Consider the following 24,520-nt stretch of genomic DNA (forward strand, 5'->3'; position numbering starts at 1 on the left):
TCCTCCACTTAAAAGCCATAGGCTGAACGGTAAATTTTTTCGATATCCCGAACGTTTAATGTACGGGGATTATTGCGAAGTAAACGAACTTGTTTGATGGCCTCAGCAGCCATTTCACTTAAAGCCGATTCAGGAATGTCAAATTCACTTAGTGACTCAGGTATATCAACGTAACGGCATATTCTGGTCATCGCTTCTATAGCTTTATCCGCTGCCTCATCATCATTTAAATGATTGACTTTCTCTCCAAGTGCTTCAGCAATGTCTCTGAACCTTTCCAAACATGCAATTTTATTCCACTTCATGACAAATGGCAGTAATAATGAATTGCTGACTCCATGTGATAAATGGAAGCGGCCTCCAAGCGGATAAGCTAAGGCGTGGACAGCTCCAACACCGGCATTTCCAAAAGCTAACCCTGCCATTAGGCTTCCCGTGATCATGGCTTCTCGTGCTTCCAGATTATCTGGTGCAGCATAAGCCTTTGGTAAATTTTTTGCGATCAACTTCATGGCCCCAATTGCCAAAGCATCTGTAACGGGCGAAGCAAATTTGGAAATATAAGCCTCTACCGCATGGACAAGTGCATCCACTCCGCTCGCAGCCGTCACACTTGGCGGGCAAGTCAGCGTCATCACGGGTGATACGATCGCTACATCCGGTAAAAGATATGAACTAACAATTCCCTTCTTCACTTGTTCTTTTTTGTCCGATAAAATTGAAATATTCGTCACTTCAGATCCGGTTCCGGCAGTCGTCGGTATGGCTATTAAAGGAAAACCCGGAACTTCAATCAAATTTGTTCCGAAATATGTCTCGATGCTACCCGAATTTGTAGCCATAACGGAAGAGGCTTTCGCAATATCCATCGCACTTCCCCCGCCTACCGCAATCAGTCCATCATGATTTCCCTCCCTGATAGACCGCACACATAGCTCTACGATTTCAATTTCCGGTTCAGGATTCACATCCGAGAAAATACCGTATGCTGATGAAAGTAAATCCTCAACCTTTTGCACTACCCCGGCATCCAGTAAAACTTTATCTGTAACTATCAACGGATTCTTCATCCCTAATCGCTTAACCTCATCAGTCAGCTGCTGTAAAGAATCTGCTCCTGTCACCAATTTGTTAGCCATTGAAAAAATAGAAATATTCATGGTTATCTCCCCTTTCATGTATTATCTAATGCAGGAATCATGCCAAATTGAAAACGCTTAATTTATAAGGGGGATAACCTTTTTTTCATGGATTACAAAAGAAATAATGAGTAGAAATCAAATCAATAAAACTATTTTGATTCGTTTTCTAATCGAATGTGAAATTTTTTCATTTTTTGCACCAAAGCGCTTTGACTGATATCCAAAGAGATGGCCGCAGCCCTTGTAGTCCCATATTTTTTCATCGCATTCAGGATCAGGGATCGCTCCAGCTCGGAAACGGCATCCTTCAATGAATGTGTTGTAGGTTTTTTTGATAAGACCGGCTGGATGAAGGATGGTAAATTAGGCAAATCAATCGTATCATCATAAGTCGTGACGACCAGTCGCTCTGCAAGACTAGCGAGCTCACGTATATTACCAGGCCACGAATAGTTCGTCAGCCATTCATAGCATTCCGGTGTCATCTTTTTCTTTTCATTATATTTTTCATTGAATTTTTTTAAATACATTTCTAAAAGTGGGATCGTTTCTTCCTTTCGCTGGCGTAAGGGCGGGACTTCAAATGATACGATATTAAGCCGGTAATATAGATCTTCACGGAAAGACCCTTCTTGAACGAGGGAGGCAAGATCCCGATGAGTGGCTGTAATTAACCTGACATCCACCTCTTTCATTTCGGTAGATCCTACTCTCATAAACTTGTTTTCTTCTACCACTTTCAAAAGTTTTACCTGTAACTCTAAAGGTAAATCCCCAATTTCGTCCAAAAATAACGTGCCACCATTCACTTTCTCGAAAATCCCCATTTTCCCATTCTTAAGGGATCCGGTAAATGCCCCTGGTTCATATCCAAAAAGTTCAGATTCCACCAAGTTCGCTGGGATGGCTCCGCAATTTAATTCAAGAAAGATTTTTTCCTTCCTGGAGCTTTTGGCATGTATGTACTTGGCGATTAAACTTTTCCCTACTCCCGTTTCCCCCTGTAACAAGATCTTCGCATCCGTTTTAGCTACTTTATCAGCCAGTTTAAATAAGGGAGTTGTAGAAGGCCCAATGATTATTTCTTGTAAATTGACCTGTTCCGAGCCAGGCAATAATTGAGAAATAGGTTGGAAAGATAGCTTTTGGCTATCGATCGTGTACTTCATCCGGATTAATTCAGTTATATCCCTTACACTATTTATGACAAATATGACTTCATTCTGTGGCGATAGAATAGGTGTGGCCGATACGATAATCTTTCTTCCATTTCGGATTCTTTGTGTCAAAGTAACTTGATTCTTCGTCCGGATTGAGTCCAATGAAGCAGAAACGGATATCATACCATGCTCAATTAAATAACTCATCGGTTTTCCGATAATTTCCTCTTCTCTTATTCCGGTAATACGCTGGTAAGCTTGATTGATAAATAATGTCGTTCCAGCACCATCCGTGATATATACGCCATCATAAAGGGCATTAAATACAACCCTGCATAAATCACTCTCAAAGAATGCTTGAAATTGTTCATATGGTATTGAGTAATTGCGTAAATTTTGCAGCGGTGCATTCACAGTAATGAAATGGGAAATAGGCTTCGTCAAATCACTCTGCTGCACTGCCGCAGATAACGCCTCTATTGTCAAAAACCCGATGAAACCTTCTGAATCATCCAAAACTTCCACTTCAGTGCTTCCTATGGGAAAACATGATATTGCTTCCTCCACTGTCATATCCGAATAAAACTTAGTCATCAATATTCACTCCTAACCTGATTCCTATATGATACTATGTATAAATGCTGCACCGGTAAAACAAATCAATCCATATATGCTATTTCTGATTAAAGCGATAAATATGCATTGGAATGACACTTTTATCATACCAATGGTGTTTTTTATGCTCAAATCCATTTTCACTCACCAATGGAAAACTCCCCCTTTTGTTGTATAGGAAGAAAAACTGCGAAAAACTCTCCGTTATTTATAGCTTAAGAAAAATTTTTTGAGGGTTTTAAAAAGTTTATCTGCAAAAAACCAATCCGTATTTAGAATTACGTTTCAGACTGTAGGCAAACTCGATGAAAATCGAGTTAGCTTATAGTTTTTTTGGCTTGAACAATTTGAACGTTGCTTTCACTCCAGGCACTCGCTTTCTGCGGGGTCTCCCTTGGACGCGTTTTTCCCGCAGGAGTCTCGGACCTTCCTCTCCAATCAACTTTGTTTTAACATTTAGATAGAACTCTTTTGCCTATAATCTTTTTAAAATAGAAGGATTAAAACCTGAGATAATGAGGATACTTTTTTAACATATTTCCATTCAGCTAAATCAACTTGAAATATTACTTTAGACCAACTAATGCAAGCGAACCATTTGGTTCGTAAAATTAAGGCTGCCATTGATTAACCTTGGGCCAAAATTTCAAAGGAAATTTAAAAAGGGGTTCGGATTTTTTATTTCCGCACCCCTTTCGTTACAAACCAAAAACCTAATCCATATTTGGATTAGGTTTTTTTGTTTGATTAAAGAATGTTGATTGCTTCATCTCTAATCATATGCTTAATTGGGGAACCAGCCTACCGGTTTTACATCGAGATTAATGTTGATTTGCTTAATTTCCTGGTATTCATCCAAGCCGTATTTGCCTAAACTGCGTCCAATCCCGCTCTGTTTGTAACCGCCCCATGGCGCCTCGACATATGTTGGATGATAATCATTTACCCATGTAATCCCTGCACGCACTTTCTTGATCACACGCAATCCTTTTGCGCCATCGTTAGTGAAGACGCCGCCTGCAAGGCCGTAGTCTGTATCATTTGCAAGTTTAATAGCTTCTTCTTCATCTTTAAACTTTTGAATGACAACGACTGGACCGAAGATTTCCTCTTGTACGATGCGCATGTCTGGTGTTACATCGGTGAAGACAGTCGGTGCAATGAAGTATCCTTTGTCAAGGCCGTCATCAACAAGACGGTAACCGCCTGCTGCAAGTGTCGCACCTTCCTGTTTGCCGATTTCAATATAATTTAAAATGCTATTCATTTGCGCTTCGCTGACAATTGCCCCCATGTTGCTGTCTTCTGCAAGGCCAGGTCCAACTTTGATTTTATTTGCGCGTTCCACATAGCGTTTTACATATTCATCATAAATGCTTTCTTCAACCAGTATGCGGCTACCTGATGAACATACTTGGCCGGCACCGAAGAAGATGCCAAATAATCCGTAATCGATGGCTGTCTCTAAATCTGCATCAGCAAAAACGATGTTAGGTGATTTACCGCCAAGCTCAAGGGAAATTTTCTTTAAGTTGCCCGCGGCCGCTTTCATGATAGTGCGGCCAACATCCGTACTTCCCGTAAATGAAACAATGTCAACGTCCTTGCTTTCTGCAATGGTTTGACCGACAACAGTGCCGCGCCCCATCACCATATTAGCCACACCTTTAGGGATGCCGACTTCCTCTAGGATTTCAAATAATTTCATTGCTGTTACAGGTGTCACTTCAGCCGGTTTATATACAATGGTGTTACCCGCCGCAAGGGCAGGTGCGATTTTCCAGACACTCATTAGAAGAGGGAAATTCCAAGGTACAATCAAACCGGCTACACCTACTGGTTCACGAACGACCATCGCTTGCACGGGAGCGGGAACTTGATAAGTTTCCCCTTCTGGATGAAGAATCAAACCAGCGTAGTAACGGAAACACGCGGCGGCATCGGCAATATCGAAACCTGCCTCTGCTTTAAGTTTCCCGTTGTCCATTGTTTCGAGAATCGTTAACTCTTCCGCACGTTCATCAATTTTATCAGCGATTTTGTATAGGTAGGAAGCTCGCTCCTGTGCCGTCAGTCCTGACCAGATTCCACTTTCAAAAGCTGCTTTCGCAACTGAGATTGCATTTTCTGTATCTTCCTTGGTGGCACGCGGAGCCCTTGCAATGACTTCCTGTGTTGCAGGATTGATTACAGGGATTACTTCATTTGAAGATGAGGACTGCCACTTACCGTCGATGTAATTTTTAAGCTCTATAACTGCCGTTTCTAAAATTGTCATGTTTTTTGCCTCCGGTTTTCATTATTTTTTTAAAGCCTGTACGAAATCGTTAAAGTTTTAATACAAGTCTGTCGTCCTTTGCACGTGAGCAGCATGTCAGGATTGACTTACGTGATTGACGGTTTTGTTCGCTAAGAAAGAAATCCCGGTGATCCACTTCACCTTCTGCAACATCTACCTCACAACTTCCGCACCCGCCCACTTTACAAGAATAAGGTGCATCAATTCCTTCCCTTAAAAGCGCCTCAAGCAGTGTTTCGCCTTCATGAACGCGGATGGACCGATCGCTGTCTGAAAGGTCGACAATGAAAGGATCTTGCGGCCCATCATTTTTTGTCGCAAATAATTCGAAGTGGATCGCATGTTCCGGATAACCATAGGAACTGGCGGCTTTTCGATACTCTTGAACCATCTCGATTGGTCCGCAAAAATATACATGCGTGCCAATGCGATGATCCTTCATCGTCTCAGGCATCATTCTGCGTTTGTTTTCTGCCTGCGAAAAATAAAAGGTGCATTGATCAGGATATTTGGCTTTCAACAGATCATAAAAAGCACATAATTCCGGTGTGCGTGCTGCATAATGGAGTTCGAAGGTTTGGCCTTCGGCAGCCATGTCTTCCATCATTGCCAGAAATGGGGTGATGCCGATTCCAGCTGCATAAAAGGCATGATGCTTTGCTCGAAAGCTGAGAGGGAAGTTGTTTTTAGGGAAACTGACTTCCAACCTGGAATCTATCTGTACATGATCATGCCAGAAAGCGGAACCTCCGCGTGACGCCTCATCACGCCGAATGGAAATTGCATATTTTTTACGGTCCCTTGGGTTGCTGATAAGGGAGTATTCTCTCTCGAATATCGTATCCCCGGCCGGCATGAATGTGGTCAAATGCGAACCGCCAGTAAATGCAGGCAATGGGTTTCCATCAACTGGAATCAACTCGAACTGTTTTACGAATGCTGTTTCTTGAATAATCTTGTTTACTTTCATTTGAATATTTCCTACTATCCGCATGATGATCAGCTCCCTACTTCTTCTTTTCCGATTGAGATGAATGGGTAACCAATATAACCTTCCCGTACTATGGAATAAAAAGGTCCTATTTCAAGACTTGCTCTGCAATGGTCACATTCTGCAATCTCTGCTTCTTCTGCGACTTCCGACACTTCGAAACATTTCATGCAATATACGTACCGCCGTTTAGGCCCGATAATCACAGTCTGGATCTCAGCTTCAGATAGGCCAGCTTCCACCCCGAGCGAGAAGATCATTACGGCATTGTTCCATGCAGCCGCAATATAAAATTGGGTGCCCATCTTTTGTGACAAGATGACTCTCTTAATCTCCTCTTTATCTTCCATTCCGTTAATGGAAAGACATTCAAAAGGCACTGTACCTGCAAGTTCAGAAGTGAAACTTTTCGCCTTTTCATATCCGGCTTGATCAGAAATGACGACAAACTTTCTTCGCTCATTCCGAGGAGTAAATTGATTTACGATCGTAATTGATTTATCAAACAATACTGGACTATTGTACAAGGCCCTATCCTCCTACTTATTGTTTATCTTCGCTTTTTTGTTTTTCATCAATACGCCTCAAATATTCAACCGATTGCGGAAGAAACGGGGCAATTCCTTTGTACGCAGCCATAGGATCCGGAATATCCTGCAGTACGCTATATGTCAGATCAAACCACTCCTGGCGTAATGTCAAATCCTCCAGTGGCAGGAACTGCGTATTCAATACGAATAGAATGGCGTTACTTCGTGGCATGCGATAAAATTTTTGTTCTTCAACACGCAAACGAACAAGTTTACCTGCATTTTCCGGTGTTATCCCAGAACGCTGAGGTCCCCATACATCCATCGTTTCATAGTTGACATCCCAACGGTCCGCCATCAGGTTCCAGTTGATGCGTGTCCATGGCTTTCCTGGCAAAATGGATAATAAAAACTTACGAACGCGATCTGCAAGTTCATCGCCTTTCCGCGATACAAATGGAACAGGTGCATGAATCTCATCAAAGGACATGCCTTTATTCCAGTTAGCTGAGAAGAGTGCGGCGTATGAAACTTGTCCCACTTCCAAATAGAAATTACTATCGCGATGAACCATTAAAACAAAATCATTGTGGAAATGACGGCCTATATAATCAAGCGGCTCATATGGAAGCGTGGTGGCATCGCCATACACGAATGAATCGGATTCCCCGAAAATGTGGTTCTTGAAAGTCCAGTTGTCTCCATCTTTAATGACCTCGAAATGCTCCGGATAACGATCAGTTGCCATGTCGATGAGCATTTCCAACACTTCCCATTGCATTTCCATTGTGTGTGAAAAAGATTGAAACCTTATATGCGGCTGTTCTTGAAGGAGACGACGCTTCGTTTCCACTTGGAGTCTGTATTCTGGTGTAACTTCAATACAGTTAATGTTTGAGAGTCTTTTCAAATCGTTTGAATAACGATAGTTACCTGAAGTGAATGGAAATGGGAATGTATCTAAATCAGTTGTTTTGAAATCTAAACTTTGTGTAAACATTGAACAATCTCCTCTCGTTCCCTAGATTCTTTAAATTGCGATTTTTCTATTTAGCTTCCTTTAATTCAACGGATGTACGCTCCATGTCAACTTCAAAACGGAAAATGTATTTAGATGAAACATAGTAGGTGACTAAAGCGACAAAATATGTTGGAATTCCGGCAGCTGTATAAAGGAAAAAGTCACTAGCTTCAAAAGTCAATGGATTATAGAGTGCCCAGTAAACGATCGTTCCAATTACCACCGTGAGAACTGCCGACGGGTTAATGCCTTTCCAATAGGTATAAGAGCCTTGTGTGTCATACAAATCCCTTATTGAAATGCGTTGTCGCTTTACAAAAAAGTAATCTGCAACGACAATGCCGCCAAGAACAGCCATAATAAAGGAAATGACAGCAATAAATGAACCAAATGCATCGTAGAACGTCGAGCTTAGAAGTAAGAATATAGTCGGTACGGTCGTACCCATCGCAATCATCCATGACTTTTTCGGGAATACAGTTTTAAAGCTGACAGCTTGTGAGTACATAAGGAAAATGGCTGCACCGACATTCCCAACCGAGAGTAAAATCAAGCCAATGAAGCCACCCCAACTTCCTGCGATGGAAAACATCCAGTCAGAAGGATTAAGTGAACCAGCGACTAATGCAGCAAGGGCCCCAACTAAAGCAGCGATACAGACGATAATTCCATAGCTGTAGAATCCTGCTTTAAATGCTCCTCCTTCTGTTTTAGATAAACGGCTGTATTGGCCAAGGTATGGAAGCCATGAGAAGCCGAGACCGATATTTAATTCCAGGGCAGTCGCGAATGAACGAGAAGTCGATTCAAATGGCTCAGAAGGAAGTATATGAGCAACGTTAGTGAATCCCTGGCCAAACAAGACTATTGCGAGAAGGCCAAACATGAGAACCATAAATACCGGAACGGCTACTGCGGTATATTTTTGAATCGCTATCGGTCCCCTCACCGTTACAAGGAATGCACAGATGAAGAGTAAAATCGAGAAAAACGGCGCTCCAGTTGCTTGGCTTGAGAAAATGTCGGGCATCCCCATCCAATTAGCAGCCTCTGCTAAAGCCTGGCCGGACATGAAAAGCGCAATGGAAATGTAGCCGAGAGTTAAAATAAGAAAAACAAAGAAAAAGATATTGGATCCTAGATACCCTAGTGAACTTCGAAACCCTACAAAAGTATCTATGCCATACCGCGCAAAATAAAGGGTAATGGGAACAATCAACAGCATAGGGAAGGCGTTACCGAATAAAATCGCTGCAAGTGACTGCTTCGCATCAAGCATTGTACCTGTGTATCCACCAGTTAACAGCCCAAAAGATGAGAGGCCAATAACAACCTGAACTAAAATTAAATCCCGAAGGTTAAAAATCCGGTCACTTTTACTTGCCGGTAAAAAGCCAAAGGCCACATCCTTTGAAATGGAGGAATTCTCTTTACTCACTCGCTTCTCTCCCAACTATAAAATAATGATTGTATCGCTTGGAAATAAGGCTGTATTTGTTTTGGGTGAGCTAAACAAAACTACTTTAGAAAAGTGTATAGACCAGGTAAAAGATGATTAAAATCATGAGAAAAATAGAACCTGTCGCATCCTTCCATTTCATTTTGTCGATTTTCACGGCATCTTCCTGCTCATACGCATTGATCCGCTCATTCAAATCTGAATATAGATTTTTAATAAAGGGATCTTCAGAATTGATATTCTGTTGGAACTGATTCTCTTTATTCAAAATAGCTTCTCCCTCCTTTGCAATCATGCTTTCTAGTCCCTTCTCTTTACTTTAATGCAATAAACATGCCAATCAGAAAACACCATGCTTACTGGGTTTTCAAAAGGAAGAATATTCATTTTTGAAACTATTGAACAATTGTGAAATTTCTGTAATATAAAAACTAGGAAGTTAAATGAAAGGCAGGTAGACATAAATGGATCACTTCACCTCTGCACTCTTGTCTATTTACGATCAGCTTATTGTGACAGATAAAAATGGCACCATACTGAAATCGACCGGAACAGGGAATTCCTTATTCCAAACAGTCAAATCCGCTAATGTCGGCGGTTCCATCAAGGATTTTGAACAAGATTTATTTTCCACAAGCTTGGCAGAAGAGATAATGGGCAAAAATGAAAAAAGATCTTTCATGCAGTCCTCATGGCAGGGTCCAGAGATGCTGATGACGGCATACCCGATTGAATCTGGGGCATGGGTTTGGGCCTACAAAGAAATTAAAGACTCTTATCCAGATACATCAAGGGGGCAATCGGGGCCTTTGTTGGAATCGAAGAAGCCATCTTTTCCATTTGTGATCCGCAGTAAACCGATGCTTGATGTCCTGCATAAAATGCAAATGGTTTCTGATGTTAGCGCAACAGTCCTTTTATTGGGGGAATCCGGTGTAGGAAAGGAAATAGCCGCCAGGGCCATACATAATATGAGTAACAGAAGCGACGGTCCGTTTATACCTGTCAATTGCGGTGCAATCCCGGAAAACCTGATTGAAAGCGAACTTTTTGGCTACGTAGAAGGGGCTTTTACCAGCGCACGGAAAGACGGCGCCAAAGGGAAATTCACACTCGCCCATAAAGGTATCTTATTCTTGGATGAGGTTGGCGAGTTACCGCTTAACGTACAGGTAAAACTGCTTCGCGTCCTTCAGGAACGCGTTGTCACACCAATTGGAAGTACGACATCACACCCTGTTGATATTCAAGTGATTGCCGCAACAAATAAATCGCTCGAAAAAATGGTGAAAAAAGGTGAATTTCGAGAAGACTTATATTATCGTCTTCATGTCGTACCTATCCATCTTCCGCCGCTTAGGAATCGTGTAGATGAAATCCCCCATCTGGTTCAGTTTTTTTTACAAAAGTACAATACACTATACAATCGAAATGTAACTTTCACCCCGGATGCAATCGACTTGCTATGTATCTATCAATGGCCCGGTAATGTGCGCGAACTTGAAAATACAGTTGAAAGGCTTGTGATTACTAGCGGAATGCCGGAAGTAGATGTGGTGTTGGTTAAAGAGGTCCTTCCATTTAAAGGGCCCAAACCCACTTCAATACCTGTTATCGATTTTCTAATGCCTATGCAGGAAGCAGTCGACCTTGTGGAGGAACAGCTTATCAACATGGCGATGGAACAATACAAATCATTAAAACTAGCAGCGAAGGTATTGGAAGTAAGCCAGCCTACGATGAGCAGGAAATATAAAAAATTACGTAATAAAATGGAAGAGGCACGCTTTTCACCAGTGGATAAACGGGCCATTTTAGAGGAACAAATAAATCAACGGCTTCGTTCCATTGCCGTAGTAACCGCAGCTATCATTCCAGCTGAAGAGGTTATCAGTCTACAAAAAAATATGAACCGGCAAACTTCCTATTCCCAGAAATTAAAACAAAAACTTACCATGATTCAAGAAAAGGAAGGCGTAATTGAATGGGTCTTTATATTTATCATGACGGAGGATGGACGTCTGATTCACCTCGTTGCAGACAAAGGCTTTGTAATTGAACCGGGGGAAGAATATATTGGTCCCCCGGAAATGGTTAATGTCGCTTACCATGCGTTTAATGGTAAAGCTGGTGTGACTCCGATATACGAAGACAGGTACGGTGAGTGGAAAACAAGCTTTGCGCCAATTATTGATGATGACGGCAATATCGTCGCTATTGTAGGATGTGATTACAGCAAATCCTATTTCAATTCGGAAATGCAACGTCTCCGTAAGCAACTCAATATACATGTTTGATTTCAGGATGCAGTCATGCAGGATCAAACCGTTTGGGGACTAAAGCAAAAAAAAGAAAAGCTGATAACAGGAGCCTTCTTGAACAGGCTTTTGCAGTCAGCTTTTTCGTTATTTTCTTCCATATACATCATGACCGTTAATTAAAATGGCATTAACGCCAGCGTTTTTAATCCAACTGGTTTTTCATATTGACCACACTTATATAGGCAATATTATATCTTGTTCTTCCACAATCCTTTCTTATAGTAGTTTTACGATTTATCTCCAAGTAGCTTCGTTAACACAGTACTTCAACGTTAAATCCTCCAGGCGCTTCTACATAGAACGTATATCTGTGTAGGTGTTTTGGAGGTTTCACCATGAATCCATCATCCTTCAACCGTTGATTGATCCTGTTAACTTGCTCTTCATTTTCTTGTATGAATCCAACATGAAAAGTCTTGGGGTATTGTACATCGCTTCCTTTCATTAGTGTCAATATGGATCCATCATCATCTTTCATTGCGGCGAACCCATCGCCTCGGCTTCCTGCACATGACAATCCAAAGTATCTTTCTAAAAACTCCCTTGATGCTGTAACATCATTAACTGTTAAATTTATATGATTGATCTTCATTACTTCCCCCAATTTTAATATTATTGTTTTATTTCCGTCTCTCGGTAAAAAAGTTAATTTTCAGCAGGCTCTTTGTGATGTTTTTAGTCACTTTGTAATCAAGCTTGTTAATTCCCCCTTCCTATTTTCTAAGATATTCCTTCCATTTCGTTAAAATGTAAGTTTTCCCCTTCCGATTCAGTAAATAATCATCCAAGTGACTGCAATTTCAAGATTTAAAAAGGCCAACCAGTAAAAACTGGCTAGCCTTTGGTGTAACTCAATTACAATATTTTTTCATTTTCAAAGTTAGTGTTTGACTCTACTTTCTTAGCCAATTTAAATTTATAGAATAATATACAGGCTATCAAAAATCCTATCCCATAAAACAGTCCGACACGTTGAGTAGGATCAAAGGCAAGGAATACTAGAATCAGCAAACAAAAGCCTAAACAAAACAACGGGACAAATGGGTAAAAGGGTACTATGTATTGTAAATCTTCCGTTTTACCACCCGCTTTTATAAATTTCCTTCTAAACATATATTGCGATAAAGCAATTCCCATCCATGAGATCGTGACGGAAATACCCGCTATGGACATAAGTATCACGAACACTGTATCCGCTGCAATGAAGCTAGTCAATAACGATAGGAGCGAAAAACAGATCGTAAAAAGAAGGGCATTCAATGGCACTTTCCTCTTGGATAATAGACCAAACACCTTGGGTGCCATTCCGTCATGAGCCATCGACCAAAGTAACCTTGTGGATGCATAAAGACATGAATTCCCCACAGAAAGAATGGCTGTCAAAATAATGAAATTCATGATACCTGCTGCATAAGGAATCCCGGCTATCTTCATCAAAGTTACAAAAGGACTTTCCAATAAGCCTAATTCCGAAGAAGGGAATATGGCAGAAAGGATGATAATGGACGAAATGTAGAAAATAATGATTCTAAATAGTACGTTTCGAATGGCTTTAGGGATATTCTCTTCAGGTTTTTCACTTTCCCCTGCCGCTATTCCTATTAGTTCTGAGCCTTGATAAGAAAATATTACATTCATCATTGTCACAAAGATGATTGTAATCCCCCCTGCTGGAAATAGACCAGAAGGAGCCAAATTCTCAAAGAATGGGGTTGGACGATCAGATAAAGAGACAAAACCAAAGATGCCCGCGATTCCAATCAAGATAAACAAAATCACTGCAACGATTTTTATTCCAGCGAACCAATATTCCGCCTCTGCAAAACCTTTTGTCGTTAATGCATTCAAAGTAAATAAAAGCACTATGAACACAGCACACCAAATCCAGGTAGGACTATTGGGGAACCATTGTTTCATCAAAATTCCTGCAGCCGTGAACTCAACTCCTGCTGTTGCGGCTGAACCTACGAAATACATCCATCCTAGAGAGAAACCAGCGGAAGGCCCTATATATTCGGCAGCATATTTCTGGAAAGAACCTGTAACCGGCATATGAACGGCTAGCTCGCCAAGGCAGACCATTACCATATACAAAATAAGACCGCCGGCTAGATAACCGACCAGGGCCCCTCCTGCCCCCGCTTGGTTAATTGTATAGCCTGCATTTAAAAAAAGGCCTGTACCAATTACGCCGCCGAGTGACAGCATAAATAAATGGCGTCTTTTCATTGAGCGTTGCAGCTGATCATTATTCTCCAGTCCATACCCCATGTAATCACTTCCTTATCTTATCTATTATCCTATGCCTTGCCTTCTCCTAAACTATCTTAGAACCTCAAAGAGAGACAACTAAGTCCGCCATCTTGTTTTTGAAATTCAGTCATCTCCACTTCAATCACTGTGTATCCCAAATCTTCAATTTTTTTCTTTGTACCATCAAACCCTTTAGGGACAATAACGCAGTCGTTCATTCTGACGCAGTTACCCGAATATTCTTCTTCCTGTTTTACGATTATTTGATTGAAGCCAGAAAAAGCGTCGTGATCAATGAATTCCCCGGCCACTAATAAATTATTGTCTCCCAGGTAATTGACACCCGTTTTTAAATGAAAGAACTTCTTAAGGGGAATGATGGTCGTATCATAACCATACTTAGTCATAATATCCTTGAACTGAAGAGCACCTGCTTCATTTGTTCTCGTTGAAAGGCCAACATAGAAGTGATTTTCAATTTGCATTACATCTCCGCCATCTAACATACCTGGAGATTGAATATATTCGATTGTGTCATAAAAGTCCTTTAAAACTTCTTTCATTTCATTAATCTCACCATTCCGGCTTTCTGCACCAGGATTGGTTACAAGGGCACATTTTGGCGTCAACACGGCTGTATCTTCCACAAACGTAGAATCCGGGTGTCTCTCATCCGATTCGAGAACGGTCACTTTCACACCGCTGCGCTTTAATGCTTCTACATAAGCCTCGTGTTGTACTAGAGCTTTTTCATAATCCGGGTTTCCTAAATCCGATGTTGTTAAGCCATTTACAAAACTTTTTCCAATCTTCCTTACAATCGCGTGTTTAAACATATATATTCCTCCTAAATAGGTAGCTTATTTTTTAAAAATGTAGGATATTAACCCTTTTGAACCAGCCGTTCTTTAAATGAAGTTTCTTTTCATCACTTTGCTGCACTTAACTATTCCAGAAGCGGAAACCATGGAAAAATAGTCATGATAGGGAGAAAAGACAACCGAAAGCTTCTCTTAAACTATAACGGGTGTCTCTTCCAGCAATGCTTTAACAATTATTTTGGTGACCGCATAATTTATCCGCTATTCCTACAAAATATCTTACTCCATACCCTAAAGCCTTCTCATCGATTTTAAATTTAGGATGGTGTAACGGGTAAGCTTTTCCAAACTCATCATTATGAACGCCTAAAAATTGCATGGAAGAGGGTACGATTTCGGAAAAAGCCGAAAAATCTTCTGTCCCGAACATAGGGTCATCAACCTGGATGATATTATCACCTTCAAAAATGCCTTCCATGACCGTTCTTGAAATATCGACAGCTGCTTTATCATTTACCACGGCTGGATACCCTAAATACCAAGTAATTTCACATTTTGCCCCATGCGTTTCTGAAATCCCCTTAACGATTTGTTCTAGATATTCCCTTGCTTTCAATCGGCTATCAGAGTCTAAGGAACGAATGGTACCACCGATTTCCGCATATTCAGGTATGACATTGAGCGCACTACCTGAATGGAACTGAGTGACTGAAATGACGGGTGTCCTAAGAGCTGAAATTTTTCTGGAAACGATATGTTGAAGATTCGTAGTAATTTCTGCACCAATGAGTAGCGGATCTACCGTTAATTCCGGAGTCGAGGCATGACCGCCCTGACCAATAATTTTAATTTCAAAATCATCGGCTGCTGCACAGAATACCCCTTCCCTTAAACATATTGTTCCTGTTCGTTCATAAGGAGTAACATGCAGTGCAAATGCATAATCCACTCCTTCCATGACCCCTTTTTTCACCAATTCCTGAGCTCCCCCTGGCAGAACTTCTTCGGCGTGTTGGAAAATAAACCTGATTTCTCCATCAATCGCATCTTTTTTCCCAGAGAGGACTTTAGCAGCACCTAATAACATCGCAGCATGTGCATCATGTCCGCATGCATGCATAACCCCAGGATTTTTTGATTTATATTCAATTTCTGCTTCTTCCTGAATCGGGAGTGCATCAATATCTGCACGAAAGGTGATGGTATTCGATTTTCGGGCAGATTTTTTAGCTCCTTTGAGAACCGCTAAAACGCTCGTTTCGGTAGGTCTCGTCACTTCTAATCCTGTAAAGGTTTTTAATTTCCTATAAATGAATTCAGAAGTCTGGTGCTCCTGATAAGAGAGCTCCGGATTTTCGTGAAAATGACGTCTCCATGAAATCACTTCATCGACAACTGGCTCCTGTATTGTCTTCATCATAAATGCCTCCTTCAACACTTAGTGCTAATATTCAGACTTTTCAGATCTTTAAAAAGGGCCATACTGTATGCTTTGTGCAATGATCAAAAAGATAATCGCTACCGCAACCTGAATCAAAAGATACGGAAACACCCATTTTACCCATTTCGTAAATGATATGCCTGCCACTGCCAGTCCAGCCAATAGCACTCCAGAAGTCGGAAATATCATATTCGAGATCCCATCCCCTAATTGGAAAGCTAATACTGCCGTTTGTCTTGTCACACCCATTAAATCCGCCAATGGAGCCATAATCGGCATCGTCAATGCTGCTTGTCCACTTCCGGATGGAACAATGAAGTTAAGAAATAATTGGACAATGAACATACCGATTGCATTTATGGCGGGAGGAAGCTGCTCAACCAATCCTGCAGCATAATATAAAATGGTATCCAGCAATCCGCCACTTGTAATGATGACCAAGATTGTCTGTGCAACACCTATTATCAATGCCCCGGAAACCATATCGCCCGCTCCTGAAATAAAACCATTAGCCATCCTTGATGGAGTCAAGCCACCAATTAGGCCCATTATGATCCCGCTTAATAAAAACAAACCGCCAATTTCACTTATATACCATCCTAATTTAATAACTCCATATACTAATAGGATGAAATTCACCAATAAAATAATTAAAGCAACGCTATGTCTTTTACTCATCCTAAAGTTTTTATCAAGATGTGCATGTTCTTCACGCTTGAATTTCCCATACTCCCCCAGTTCAGGGTTTCTTTTAACCTTCATTGCATGGAAATAGATGTACAATACTGTAACGACATAAAACACTGCAAGAAGAGCGATCCGCAATCCCATTCCCGAATACATGGGCAGTTCTGCAATGCTTTGGGCAACTCCTACATTAAAAGGGTTCGTAATGCCAGAAATGAATCCAGTCGCCAATGTTCCAAGGATGACGATCGCAAAACCTGTAAGTGCATCAAAGCCTAATGCAATCGTCATCGGAACTATGATTGCGATATAAACTAATGCATCTTCAGCAGAGCCGATCAGTGTCCCTAATGATGCGAAGATTAATACCATCAACGGAATAAGCAACTTCTCTTTTGTTCCGAATCGGACGGCCACAAACTTAATGAAAGAATCCAGTGCTCCCGTTGCCTGCATGATTCCCAGTGCTCCGCCAAACAAAAAGACGAACAAGATAATTGACGCTCCTTCAATCATCCCTGCGTGAATACTGCTGAACATTTCCAATAATCCCACTGGTGTTGATTCAATGAATTCAAAAGAAGTGGGATCGACTACACTTCGGCCATCCTTTTCAATTCTTTCATATTGGCCAGCGGGTAAGATATAGGTTAAAACCGTCACTATTACAATTACGATAAACATTAATACAAAAGGATTTATCCCTTTTTCAGGTAACTCCGTCAGTTGGTTAAGTGGCTTATTATTCTGATTAAGCGGCTCGGAAGTGATTTGACCATTAGGCAGGTCATTCATATAAATACCCCCAGTTAAAGTTTTATACTTTTAATCCAGTTCTCCTGTCGGACCATCACTTCTCAACCAAACACTTAAACATACTCTTTATTAACTTCTCCAGCATGACGGGCGTATGGACGAAGGCGCTATCGATGTGAAGGCGCTCAGTACGCTGGTGGGCATCCTTGCCGAACGGACCCACATTAAGTACTGGTGCCTGAAGTTTTTGCATATCAGCAAAAGGAATGCTGTAAGTATCGCCCCAGACTGGTGTATTTTTTTCAAAAGCCGTCCAGCCATCAGACTCGTCACTATATTGAACATAGCTTAAATCGCAAAGTCCATTAAAATAATGAATTTGGCTGACTTCTTCACCAAGCATGCTGGCAGTTTCCTTCATTAATTTCACAGATTCCATGATAAGCGGATCATCGGACGTATTGACGGCTGGATAATATGGCGGTGCGAACAGCAATACAATGGCGGGTGAAAGCTCCTGACATTGTATCATCAATTTTTCAGCGATCCGCACTGATTTTTCCCGCTCATCCAAGTCCATGTTTCCTTTAACTTCACTCTTTATTTTCTCAACAAAACTCCCGCCAAATTTGCCCTCGGCATATGAAAGTAACTTTTCATAGCGTAATACTTGTACTTCACCTACACCTTCAATTTGTTCACGCATACATAGCTCTTTATAAGATTCATTGCATTTCATCGCTGCTTCGTTTGCAACCTGCTCGAATAGGTCCATTATTTCTGCAGCTGTTCTTTTCATAATGAACACATTATAAAGCGCGGCTGCCCGATAAGGTGTCTGTGTTGAATATTGTAGTTTTAGATCTTTTTGCTGAAGCGATACCGGTAATGGTGTTTCCTCACCAAGATCACTTTCCAGAAAAAGAGTGTTCCACTCCATGAGCTGCGTGAGGAACGAGGCTATATAGTTAGCCGTCATGCCCTTTAATGGTTCACCTACATGAGTTTCTTTCCCATAAAAAAGGGCAGCGGGCATGATTTTCCCCAAAGTTCCGGAATAAATATAATGTCTATTATCGCCCGGTTTCTGTGAAAAGGACGGTTCACTATTAAAAAACATTTTATAGGAAAGGTCATATTTATCACGTAAAGCCACAAGTTCTTTAACTGCAGCCCTCATTCCCGCAGAATTCACTTCCTCATCAGGAACCGTTAACAGCAGGAGATTGATCGGCCATTGTTCGATGCTTGCCTTTTCGATGATAGCCATATGAAGGGCAAGCCCCATTTTCATATCCATCGTTCCTCTACCAAACAAGTACTTTCCTGATTCAAGATCAATGCGCGCTTCTTCCGGTAGTTCATCTTTCCTGTCATGAAGTTTTTTCGTGAGCTCCTCTGGTTGAAATGCAAGAGTCTCAAGGTCACCGTATTCTTCAGTATGAACCGTATCAAAATGGCTAATTAATACAACGGTCTCCTTTGCATCAGGATGTTTATAGAAAGCATTGACAAAATTCCTCCCTAAATCAGCCTCGTGAAGCGATAAGTGTGCCGGATTCCTTTTAAAATAATCAAGCTCCCTCAATTTATCTTGCACCTTATACGGAAACATCCGTTCCCCTAATGTAAGAGTACGGCTTTCCCAGCTAACAAGTTCACATAACAAGGTACGGAGCGTTTCTGGAGTACCCCATAGTAATTGACTCATTCCAATCCCCCTTCATTAATATTTGTACGGACCACCGGGCAGGTTAAACAAGTTGGACCGCCAGTGCCTTTGAAACTGATCTCAGTTCCTTTGTACTCATAAACTGTTGCTCCCGCATCAATAAGCTTTTGCTTCGTGTAAGCGTTACCAGAAGATAACAGGCAAACCCGCGGAGCAATGGCAAGAACATTACAGCCCAAGGTCAAGTACTCATCAACCGGCACTTCAATAAGCTGTATGCCTCGTTCAATCAGCAGTTTTCTGAAAAAGACAGGCATAAGGCGGGAGTGAACCACTGCTAAATCCTTGTCGACCATACTGATGAAAGACATAAGATGGAGACACTCTCCCTCTCCTTGATCATGCGGAAGCTGAACTACGATGAATTCATCCACAAGATGAGCGGTCATTTCTTTTAGTTGCCGAATAGCTTCAGCATTTGTACGATAACCATGTCCGACAACTAGGGTCTTATCATCAAGCCAAACGATATCACCGCCATCCGCGACCGCATCACCCTTTAAATACCCAATAATCGGGATGTTCTTTTCCTTACAAAATTCCTTGTATACACTAGCTTCAGGCTGTCTCAATTCTTTCCCGGACTTTAAAATGATGGCTCCTTGGCTAGTGAATTTGACCGGGTCATGCGCATATAAGGAGTCAATGCCGACTACCGAAGATGCTGGCAAAAAATCGATGTTTGGAACATATTTCTCCAAAATGGAAATAAAGTCACCATACTCTTTTAGTGCTTCGTTGAAATCTGGCTCTTCCGCAAAGTTGAAGTTCCGCCATGCTTTGCTTAAATGCTCTTGACTAATAAACGCTTCTTTCGGATGTTTTACAATGACACGTTCCAATGGTTTGTACATGGACGAACAATATGTCACTGCCTCCCCCTCCTTTTCCGCATAGTGGAAAACGTTTCCGCTAATAGGAATTTTTCTTTTATTATAAAATTAACTTTGGTATAATGTCAATATGTTTTAAATATTCAAATAAATCAAAGTTTTATTCAACTTGTAATGAAAGATAGGTGGTTTGTTTATGCAATCGATCGACCGTGCCATGAACGTTATAAAGGTGCTAGTTTCCAATTCATCGGAAAACTGGCTGTCAATTACGGAACTTTCCCAAGAATGTGATCTTCCTGTCAGCTCCATGCATCGTTTGTTAAAAGCGATGTCCTTGCATGGATTAATCCAACAGGACGGGCAATCCAAACAATATGGTTTGGGGAATATTTGGCTCGAATATGGTTTACGTATGTATGACAAAATGGATTACATCAGCCAAATAAGGCCTGAACTGGAAAGGCTGATGAACAAAGTGGAGGAAAGCGTCTATCTTAGCCAGCCAATAGGAATGGAATCACTCGTAATCGAACGAATCGACAGTGAAAAAAGCCAAATCCGGGTTTATGACCAGCTTGGCTCACGAGTACCTTTGCATATTGGGGCTGCCAATAAAGCGATGCTCGCCTATATGCCATATAATCAAGCTAAAAAAATCGTGGATGCTCTTCTGCCAATTCAAGAAAGAGCAGCTTTTTGGGATATATTGCAAGAGACTAAAATGAAGGGACATGGAATCAGCCACAGTGAAAGAACAGAGGGAACATGTTCTGTTGCCGTGCCGATACTGAACCATTTTGGGGAAGTTCACGGTGCGGTGAGCATAGGTTTTGTCAGTTTTAACCTGACAGATGAAAGACTTGATTTCCTCATTAAGAATGTTATGGAAACTGGCAATCGGGTTTCTGCAAAATTGGGGTATAGGGGAACATGAATAAGAGAGCAGTGGAGGATTATCGGATAAGCCGAAAAAGAAGATGAATCATTTCATCTTCTTTTTCGTTTTTATATTAATCGCTGCCGGTCACAAATAAATCTTCTTTAAAATAGGCGAGGACCTCGCCGGCCACGACTGGCTCACCCTCCAATACCTCCAATGATTCTATTTTCCCGCTAACACCAATATCAATGATTTCCAAACGTCCATCTGCCTTCTTAATCTGAAATAATTGTTCCCATTCGTAAAATCTGGAATTTTTGGATATTGAAATTTTTTCAATCCTGCCTTCACATGGGCTAAGAATCACATCAACGTACATTTACATCATTCCTTCCTTCAGTATTCTTCTAAATGAAATGGGGTTTGTAAGACCAACTTGAGAAAGTTTTGGAACTCATGTATATCTTCATGTTCAATCCCAAGGGTCGGAGCCCAGTACTGATCTAAATTAATATCATTGGCACAAAGCAGGATCATTCTTCCGCTTTGCATGGAAGTCACCATTGCTTTACCGAAAAACTGGGCCGAATATACAATGGTCACATCATATCTATAATCTTGTGACAATAAGCAATAATGATGAATAGCCTGGTTTTCTTTATTTTCGGAAAGAATATCAAAATTCAACGGATTGCCTCCTTTCTTGTAAGCCGTAATTCGCTCAGAATCTGACCCAACCTCGAAGCTGGGATGCTTCTGCTATTTTGCGAATCCCTTCAATATAAGCAGCCACCTTCATGTTCACGGAATATTTTTGTGAAGTATGGTATACATTCAAAAAGCTGGCCGTTATCTTTTCCTTCAATCGTTCATCCACAAGCTCTTCCGTCCAGTAATAACCTTGGTTGTTCTGGCACCATTCAAAATACGAGACTATCACCCCTCCTGAATTCGCCAAAATATCCGGGACTAGCACTATACCTTTATCATCGAGAATCTTAATCGCTTCCTTTGTTGTCGGCCCATTTGCTGCTTCGATCAGGATTTCACATTTTAATCGGTTTGCATTATCTTTATTCACCACTCCGCTTATAGCTGCGGGAATCAGCACATCACACTCTTTTTCCAACAATTCTTGATTGGATAATGAATCTTTGTATAAGTTCGAAACAACCCCAAAAGAGTCCCTATTCTCCAAAAGGTAAGGAATATCCAAGCCATCCGGATCATATAAGCCTCCAAGCTCATCCGCAATACCGACAACCTTAGCCCCCATTTCATGTAAATATAACGCTAAATGACTGCCAACATTCCCGAATCCCTGAATGATTACCCGCATGCCTTCAATAGGAATCCCCTTTAAATCACATATCATTTGAAGTGTATATAATACTCCCTTGGAAGTGGCCTTTTCCCTGCCCTTCGATCCTCCTAATCTCAGAGGCTTTCCTGTAATGAATCCGGGTGAATCGAATTCCCTGATGTGATCGTATTCATCCAGCATCCAGGCCATGATTTGTGAATTTGTATACATATCAGGTGCCGGAATATCTTTTGTAGGGCCCACTATTTGACTAACTGCCCTGACATACCCTCTGCTTAATCGTTCTAGCTCAGATGAACTCATCTGTCTGGGATCACACACAATGCCACCTTTTGCCCCTCCATATGGAAGATCGGTTATTCCGCATTTCAAGCTCATCCATCCGGCCAATGCCTTAACTTCTTCAGGAGTGACATCCGGGTGAAACCGAATCCCCCCTTTCGTTGGACCGGCTGCATCATTATGTTGAGCCCGATACCCTTGAAACATCCTTGTCTCCCCATTATCCATTTGAATAGGAATACTGACTTCCAGAAAACGCATTGGCACTTTCAAAAAATCAAAAACCTGATCTGGATAGTCCAAAACATGAATCGCTTCTTTTAAGATATCCTGGAACTCTTGCAGTGGATTATCCGATTGGCGTTTTTCAATCACCTTAATTTCCCCTGTCATTTTAGCACCTCACTTTTATTCTTATAACTTACTTAAGCAACTTTCATGCCAGCTTTGAAGATATCGTGTGGATAGCCATATACCGCCATTTGCAATCATCAATATCACACATACAACCATCAGGACATATGTATTAATTCATAAGCAATTCAGGTTTGCATATGTAAACAGTGATGATTAAATACAAAAAAACGCATCCTTATTAGGATGCGTTTTATCCTTGCAAAGTCTTATAGCTGAATTTCTTCAACTTGGTATTGGGGCGGAGCCTTCCGGAATGCCTTTGTGATATATAATAGATAACAAAAACCAATAATGAACCAACTTGTCCCCATTATTAGGGAACTTGTCTCAAGGTTGATCCAAAGAATGCCAATTGCTATAGCTCCAATTAAAGGCATGATTAAGTATTGAATACACCCTTTTATCGTTCGATGTTTCTTTTCCCGAATGATAAAATGGCTGATCACTGACAGATTTACAAAGGTAAATGCCATTAATGCACCGAAGTTGATCAGTGACGTTGCTGTCACTAAATCAAAGAATAAAGCCGACAATGAAATGACTCCAACTATGAGTACATTAATGGCTGGCGTCTTCCACTTAGGGTGAATAAACCCAATCCATTTTTCCGGAAACACTTTATCACGTCCCATAACATACAAAAGACGGGAAACGCTGGCATGCGATGCTAGTCCCGAGGCTAGCGTATTGACGAAAGTCGTACAAAGAAAAATGGATTGAAAAAGCTTCCCACCTACATAAAGGGCGATTTCCGGTAATGCAGCATCCGGTTCCTTAAAACGGGATATATCCGGAAAAAAGAGCTGAATAAAGAAAGATGCGGTAATGAAGATGATTCCACCCCAAAGTGCAGTTAAAAATATCGCTTTTGGAATCGTTTTTTTCGGATCCGGGGTTTCCTCAGATAGTGTCGTTACCGCATCGAATCCCAAAAAGGAAAAACAAAGAATTGTGGCCCCGGTTATTATTGCAGAAAAGTCCATTCCTTCATTTACGAAAGGCTTTATCGTAAACACTTCTCCTGTACCTTCTCCATCATTTAAACCTTTGACGACAAGAATGATGAACACTGCCATGATGGCAATCTGGATTAAAACAAAAAGCGCATTAAAGTTTGCAAGTACATTGACACTCCGTAGATTGAGAATGGTGACGATTGCTACGAACAATACGACCCAAATCCACGTGGGAACTCCTGGAAATAATGCTGTAAGATAAATTTTGGTCAACAATGCATTGACCATAGGTAAAAACAAATAGTCTAACAACGAAGACCATCCTACCAGGAATCCTAAATGCGGGTTTATGGCCTTTTGCGTATAAGTGTATGCAGAACCTGCAGCAGGAAAAACCTTTACAAGTTTTCCATAGCTTGCCGCTGTAAAAAGCATCCCCACCAATGCAAAGATATAGGCAGTCGGCACATGGCCTCCCGTAATCCCAGATACAATTCCAAATGTATCAAATACGACCATGGGGGTCATATATGCTAACCCCATCATAACGATTTGCCATAATTTCAGTGATCTTTTCAAAGTAACCTCATTTTCCAC

General features: G+C 41.2%; 22 protein-coding genes. 3 read left to right on the plus strand and 19 right to left on the minus strand.

Features of this window, described 5'->3' with window-relative positions; translation table 11 throughout:
• Nucleotides 1-8 precede the first annotated feature (8 nt).
• The 8 genes from AC3ISB_RS17070 to AC3ISB_RS17105 form a co-directional block, all read right to left on the minus strand.
• Nucleotides 9-1,160 carry an iron-containing alcohol dehydrogenase gene (locus AC3ISB_RS17070; RefSeq protein WP_489273764.1) on the minus strand — a complete coding sequence of 384 codons (1,152 nt, stop codon included), beginning with the start codon at nucleotides 1,158-1,160 and terminating at the stop codon, nucleotides 9-11.
• Between the two features lie 131 nt (nucleotides 1,161-1,291).
• Nucleotides 1,292-2,896 carry a sigma-54 interaction domain-containing protein gene (locus AC3ISB_RS17075; protein WP_489273765.1) on the minus strand — a complete coding sequence of 535 codons (1,605 nt, stop codon included), beginning with the start codon at nucleotides 2,894-2,896 and terminating at the stop codon, nucleotides 1,292-1,294.
• A gap of 805 nt (nucleotides 2,897-3,701) precedes the next feature.
• Nucleotides 3,702-5,195: an aldehyde dehydrogenase family protein gene (locus tag AC3ISB_RS17080; protein ID WP_480338726.1), complete on the minus strand. Its 1,494-nt coding sequence runs from the start codon at nucleotides 5,193-5,195 to the stop codon at nucleotides 3,702-3,704.
• Nucleotides 5,196-5,244: 49 nt separating this feature from the next.
• Nucleotides 5,245-6,186: a PDR/VanB family oxidoreductase gene (locus AC3ISB_RS17085; protein WP_480338725.1), complete on the minus strand. Its 942-nt coding sequence runs from the start codon at nucleotides 6,184-6,186 to the stop codon at nucleotides 5,245-5,247.
• Nucleotides 6,187-6,215: 29 nt separating this feature from the next.
• Complete coding sequence (locus AC3ISB_RS17090) at nucleotides 6,216-6,734, minus strand: hypothetical protein (protein ID WP_480338724.1); 519 nt, start codon at nucleotides 6,732-6,734, stop codon at nucleotides 6,216-6,218.
• Nucleotides 6,735-6,750: 16 nt separating this feature from the next.
• On the minus strand, nucleotides 6,751-7,737 hold the full coding sequence (locus AC3ISB_RS17095) for a heme-dependent oxidative N-demethylase family protein (RefSeq protein WP_480338723.1): 987 nt from the start codon (nucleotides 7,735-7,737) through the stop codon (nucleotides 6,751-6,753).
• Between the two features lie 46 nt (nucleotides 7,738-7,783).
• Complete coding sequence (locus tag AC3ISB_RS17100; RefSeq protein ID WP_141993492.1) at nucleotides 7,784-9,196, minus strand: purine-cytosine permease family protein; 1,413 nt, start codon at nucleotides 9,194-9,196, stop codon at nucleotides 7,784-7,786.
• Nucleotides 9,197-9,281: 85 nt separating this feature from the next.
• Complete coding sequence (locus AC3ISB_RS17105) at nucleotides 9,282-9,485, minus strand: hypothetical protein (protein WP_141993493.1); 204 nt, start codon at nucleotides 9,483-9,485, stop codon at nucleotides 9,282-9,284.
• A 196-nt stretch (nucleotides 9,486-9,681) separates the two neighbouring features.
• Here AC3ISB_RS17105 and AC3ISB_RS17110 point away from each other — a divergent pair, with 196 nt between their 5' ends.
• The gene (locus AC3ISB_RS17110; protein WP_480338721.1) at nucleotides 9,682-11,514 is read left to right on the plus strand and encodes a sigma 54-interacting transcriptional regulator; all 1,833 of its coding nucleotides are present in this window, start codon (nucleotides 9,682-9,684) and stop codon (nucleotides 11,512-11,514) included.
• A gap of 15 nt (nucleotides 11,515-11,529) precedes the next feature.
• Nucleotides 11,530-11,658 carry a hypothetical protein gene (locus AC3ISB_RS17115; RefSeq protein WP_480338720.1) on the plus strand — a complete coding sequence of 43 codons (129 nt, stop codon included), beginning with the start codon at nucleotides 11,530-11,532 and terminating at the stop codon, nucleotides 11,656-11,658.
• A gap of 133 nt (nucleotides 11,659-11,791) precedes the next feature.
• On the opposite strand, the gene AC3ISB_RS17120 is transcribed toward AC3ISB_RS17115, so the two are convergent.
• The 7 genes from AC3ISB_RS17120 to AC3ISB_RS17150 all read right to left on the minus strand — a co-directional run bounded on the left by AC3ISB_RS17120 (nucleotide 11,792) and on the right by AC3ISB_RS17150 (nucleotide 20,082).
• The gene (locus AC3ISB_RS17120; RefSeq protein ID WP_063233316.1) at nucleotides 11,792-12,130 is read right to left on the minus strand and encodes a VOC family protein; all 339 of its coding nucleotides are present in this window, start codon (nucleotides 12,128-12,130) and stop codon (nucleotides 11,792-11,794) included.
• 263 nt (nucleotides 12,131-12,393) lie between these two features.
• A complete protein-coding gene (locus AC3ISB_RS17125; protein WP_141993496.1) occupies nucleotides 12,394-13,809 on the minus strand; it encodes an amino acid permease in 1,416 nt (471 codons plus the stop codon).
• 56 nt (nucleotides 13,810-13,865) lie between these two features.
• Entirely contained in the window at nucleotides 13,866-14,627 is a 762-nt protein-coding gene (locus AC3ISB_RS17130) for a dimethylarginine dimethylaminohydrolase family protein (RefSeq protein WP_141993497.1), read from the minus strand.
• Nucleotides 14,628-14,838: 211 nt separating this feature from the next.
• Nucleotides 14,839-16,029 (minus strand): amidohydrolase, encoded by a 1,191-nt coding sequence (locus AC3ISB_RS17135; RefSeq protein WP_480338719.1) that lies wholly within the window; start codon nucleotides 16,027-16,029, stop codon nucleotides 14,839-14,841.
• Between the two features lie 51 nt (nucleotides 16,030-16,080).
• Nucleotides 16,081-17,424 (minus strand): YfcC family protein, encoded by a 1,344-nt coding sequence (locus tag AC3ISB_RS17140; protein ID WP_375781424.1) that lies wholly within the window; start codon nucleotides 17,422-17,424, stop codon nucleotides 16,081-16,083.
• A 166-nt stretch (nucleotides 17,425-17,590) separates the two neighbouring features.
• Complete coding sequence (locus AC3ISB_RS17145; protein WP_141993500.1) at nucleotides 17,591-19,207, minus strand: M20/M25/M40 family metallo-hydrolase; 1,617 nt, start codon at nucleotides 19,205-19,207, stop codon at nucleotides 17,591-17,593.
• Nucleotides 19,204-20,082: a dimethylarginine dimethylaminohydrolase family protein gene (locus AC3ISB_RS17150; protein ID WP_489276958.1), complete on the minus strand. Its 879-nt coding sequence runs from the start codon at nucleotides 20,080-20,082 to the stop codon at nucleotides 19,204-19,206. The genes AC3ISB_RS17145 and AC3ISB_RS17150 overlap by 4 nt, the downstream gene beginning before the upstream one ends.
• A 175-nt stretch (nucleotides 20,083-20,257) precedes the next feature.
• Between AC3ISB_RS17150 and AC3ISB_RS17155 the strand changes: the two genes are divergently transcribed.
• Entirely contained in the window at nucleotides 20,258-20,998 is a 741-nt protein-coding gene (locus tag AC3ISB_RS17155) for an IclR family transcriptional regulator (protein WP_098370682.1), read from the plus strand.
• A 76-nt stretch (nucleotides 20,999-21,074) separates the two neighbouring features.
• On the opposite strand, the gene AC3ISB_RS17160 is transcribed toward AC3ISB_RS17155, so the two are convergent.
• The 4 genes from AC3ISB_RS17160 to AC3ISB_RS17175 all read right to left on the minus strand — a co-directional run bounded on the left by AC3ISB_RS17160 (nucleotide 21,075) and on the right by AC3ISB_RS17175 (nucleotide 24,520).
• Nucleotides 21,075-21,323: a biotin/lipoyl attachment domain-containing protein gene (locus tag AC3ISB_RS17160; RefSeq protein ID WP_098370683.1), complete on the minus strand. Its 249-nt coding sequence runs from the start codon at nucleotides 21,321-21,323 to the stop codon at nucleotides 21,075-21,077.
• A gap of 17 nt (nucleotides 21,324-21,340) precedes the next feature.
• Nucleotides 21,341-21,631, minus strand: a complete 291-nt coding sequence (locus AC3ISB_RS17165) for an SAV0927 family protein (protein WP_098370684.1) — start codon at nucleotides 21,629-21,631, stop codon at nucleotides 21,341-21,343.
• 34 nt (nucleotides 21,632-21,665) lie between these two features.
• Complete coding sequence (locus AC3ISB_RS17170) at nucleotides 21,666-22,943, minus strand: Glu/Leu/Phe/Val family dehydrogenase (protein WP_480338717.1); 1,278 nt, start codon at nucleotides 22,941-22,943, stop codon at nucleotides 21,666-21,668.
• A 230-nt stretch (nucleotides 22,944-23,173) separates the two neighbouring features.
• The gene (locus tag AC3ISB_RS17175) at nucleotides 23,174-24,520 is read right to left on the minus strand and encodes an APC family permease (protein WP_286176965.1); all 1,347 of its coding nucleotides are present in this window, start codon (nucleotides 24,518-24,520) and stop codon (nucleotides 23,174-23,176) included.

This window comes from Peribacillus sp. GL_122 (genome assembly GCF_057835005.1).

Excerpts from the sequence above, each read along its gene's own strand:
- AC3ISB_RS17125 (WP_141993496.1), bottom strand. The coding sequence starts at position 13,809 with ATGGGGTATGGACTGGAGAATAATGATCAGCTGCAACGCTCAATGAAA.
- AC3ISB_RS17115 (WP_480338720.1), top strand. The coding sequence starts at position 11,530 with ATGCAGGATCAAACCGTTTGGGGACTAAAGCAAAAAAAAGAAAAGCTG.
- AC3ISB_RS17095 (WP_480338723.1), bottom strand. The coding sequence starts at position 7,737 with ATGTTTACACAAAGTTTAGATTTCAAAACAACTGATTTAGATACATTC.
- AC3ISB_RS17135 (WP_480338719.1), bottom strand. The coding sequence starts at position 16,029 with ATGAAGACAATACAGGAGCCAGTTGTCGATGAAGTGATTTCATGGAGA.
- AC3ISB_RS17070 (WP_489273764.1), bottom strand. The coding sequence starts at position 1,160 with ATGAATATTTCTATTTTTTCAATGGCTAACAAATTGGTGACAGGAGCA.
- AC3ISB_RS17130 (WP_141993497.1), bottom strand. The coding sequence starts at position 14,627 with ATGTTTAAACACGCGATTGTAAGGAAGATTGGAAAAAGTTTTGTAAAT.
- AC3ISB_RS17155 (WP_098370682.1), top strand. The coding sequence starts at position 20,258 with ATGCAATCGATCGACCGTGCCATGAACGTTATAAAGGTGCTAGTTTCC.
- AC3ISB_RS17170 (WP_480338717.1), bottom strand. The coding sequence starts at position 22,943 with ATGACAGGGGAAATTAAGGTGATTGAAAAACGCCAATCGGATAATCCA.
- AC3ISB_RS17160 (WP_098370683.1), bottom strand. The coding sequence starts at position 21,323 with ATGTACGTTGATGTGATTCTTAGCCCATGTGAAGGCAGGATTGAAAAA.
- AC3ISB_RS17110 (WP_480338721.1), top strand. The coding sequence starts at position 9,682 with ATGGATCACTTCACCTCTGCACTCTTGTCTATTTACGATCAGCTTATT.
- AC3ISB_RS17150 (WP_489276958.1), bottom strand. The coding sequence starts at position 20,082 with ATGTACAAACCATTGGAACGTGTCATTGTAAAACATCCGAAAGAAGCG.
- AC3ISB_RS17145 (WP_141993500.1), bottom strand. The coding sequence starts at position 19,207 with ATGAGTCAATTACTATGGGGTACTCCAGAAACGCTCCGTACCTTGTTA.
- AC3ISB_RS17075 (WP_489273765.1), bottom strand. The coding sequence starts at position 2,896 with ATGACTAAGTTTTATTCGGATATGACAGTGGAGGAAGCAATATCATGT.
- AC3ISB_RS17080 (WP_480338726.1), bottom strand. The coding sequence starts at position 5,195 with ATGACAATTTTAGAAACGGCAGTTATAGAGCTTAAAAATTACATCGAC.
- AC3ISB_RS17085 (WP_480338725.1), bottom strand. The coding sequence starts at position 6,186 with ATGAAAGTAAACAAGATTATTCAAGAAACAGCATTCGTAAAACAGTTC.
- AC3ISB_RS17120 (WP_063233316.1), bottom strand. The coding sequence starts at position 12,130 with ATGAAGATCAATCATATAAATTTAACAGTTAATGATGTTACAGCATCA.
- AC3ISB_RS17140 (WP_375781424.1), bottom strand. The coding sequence starts at position 17,424 with ATGTTTATCGTAATTGTAATAGTGACGGTTTTAACCTATATCTTACCC.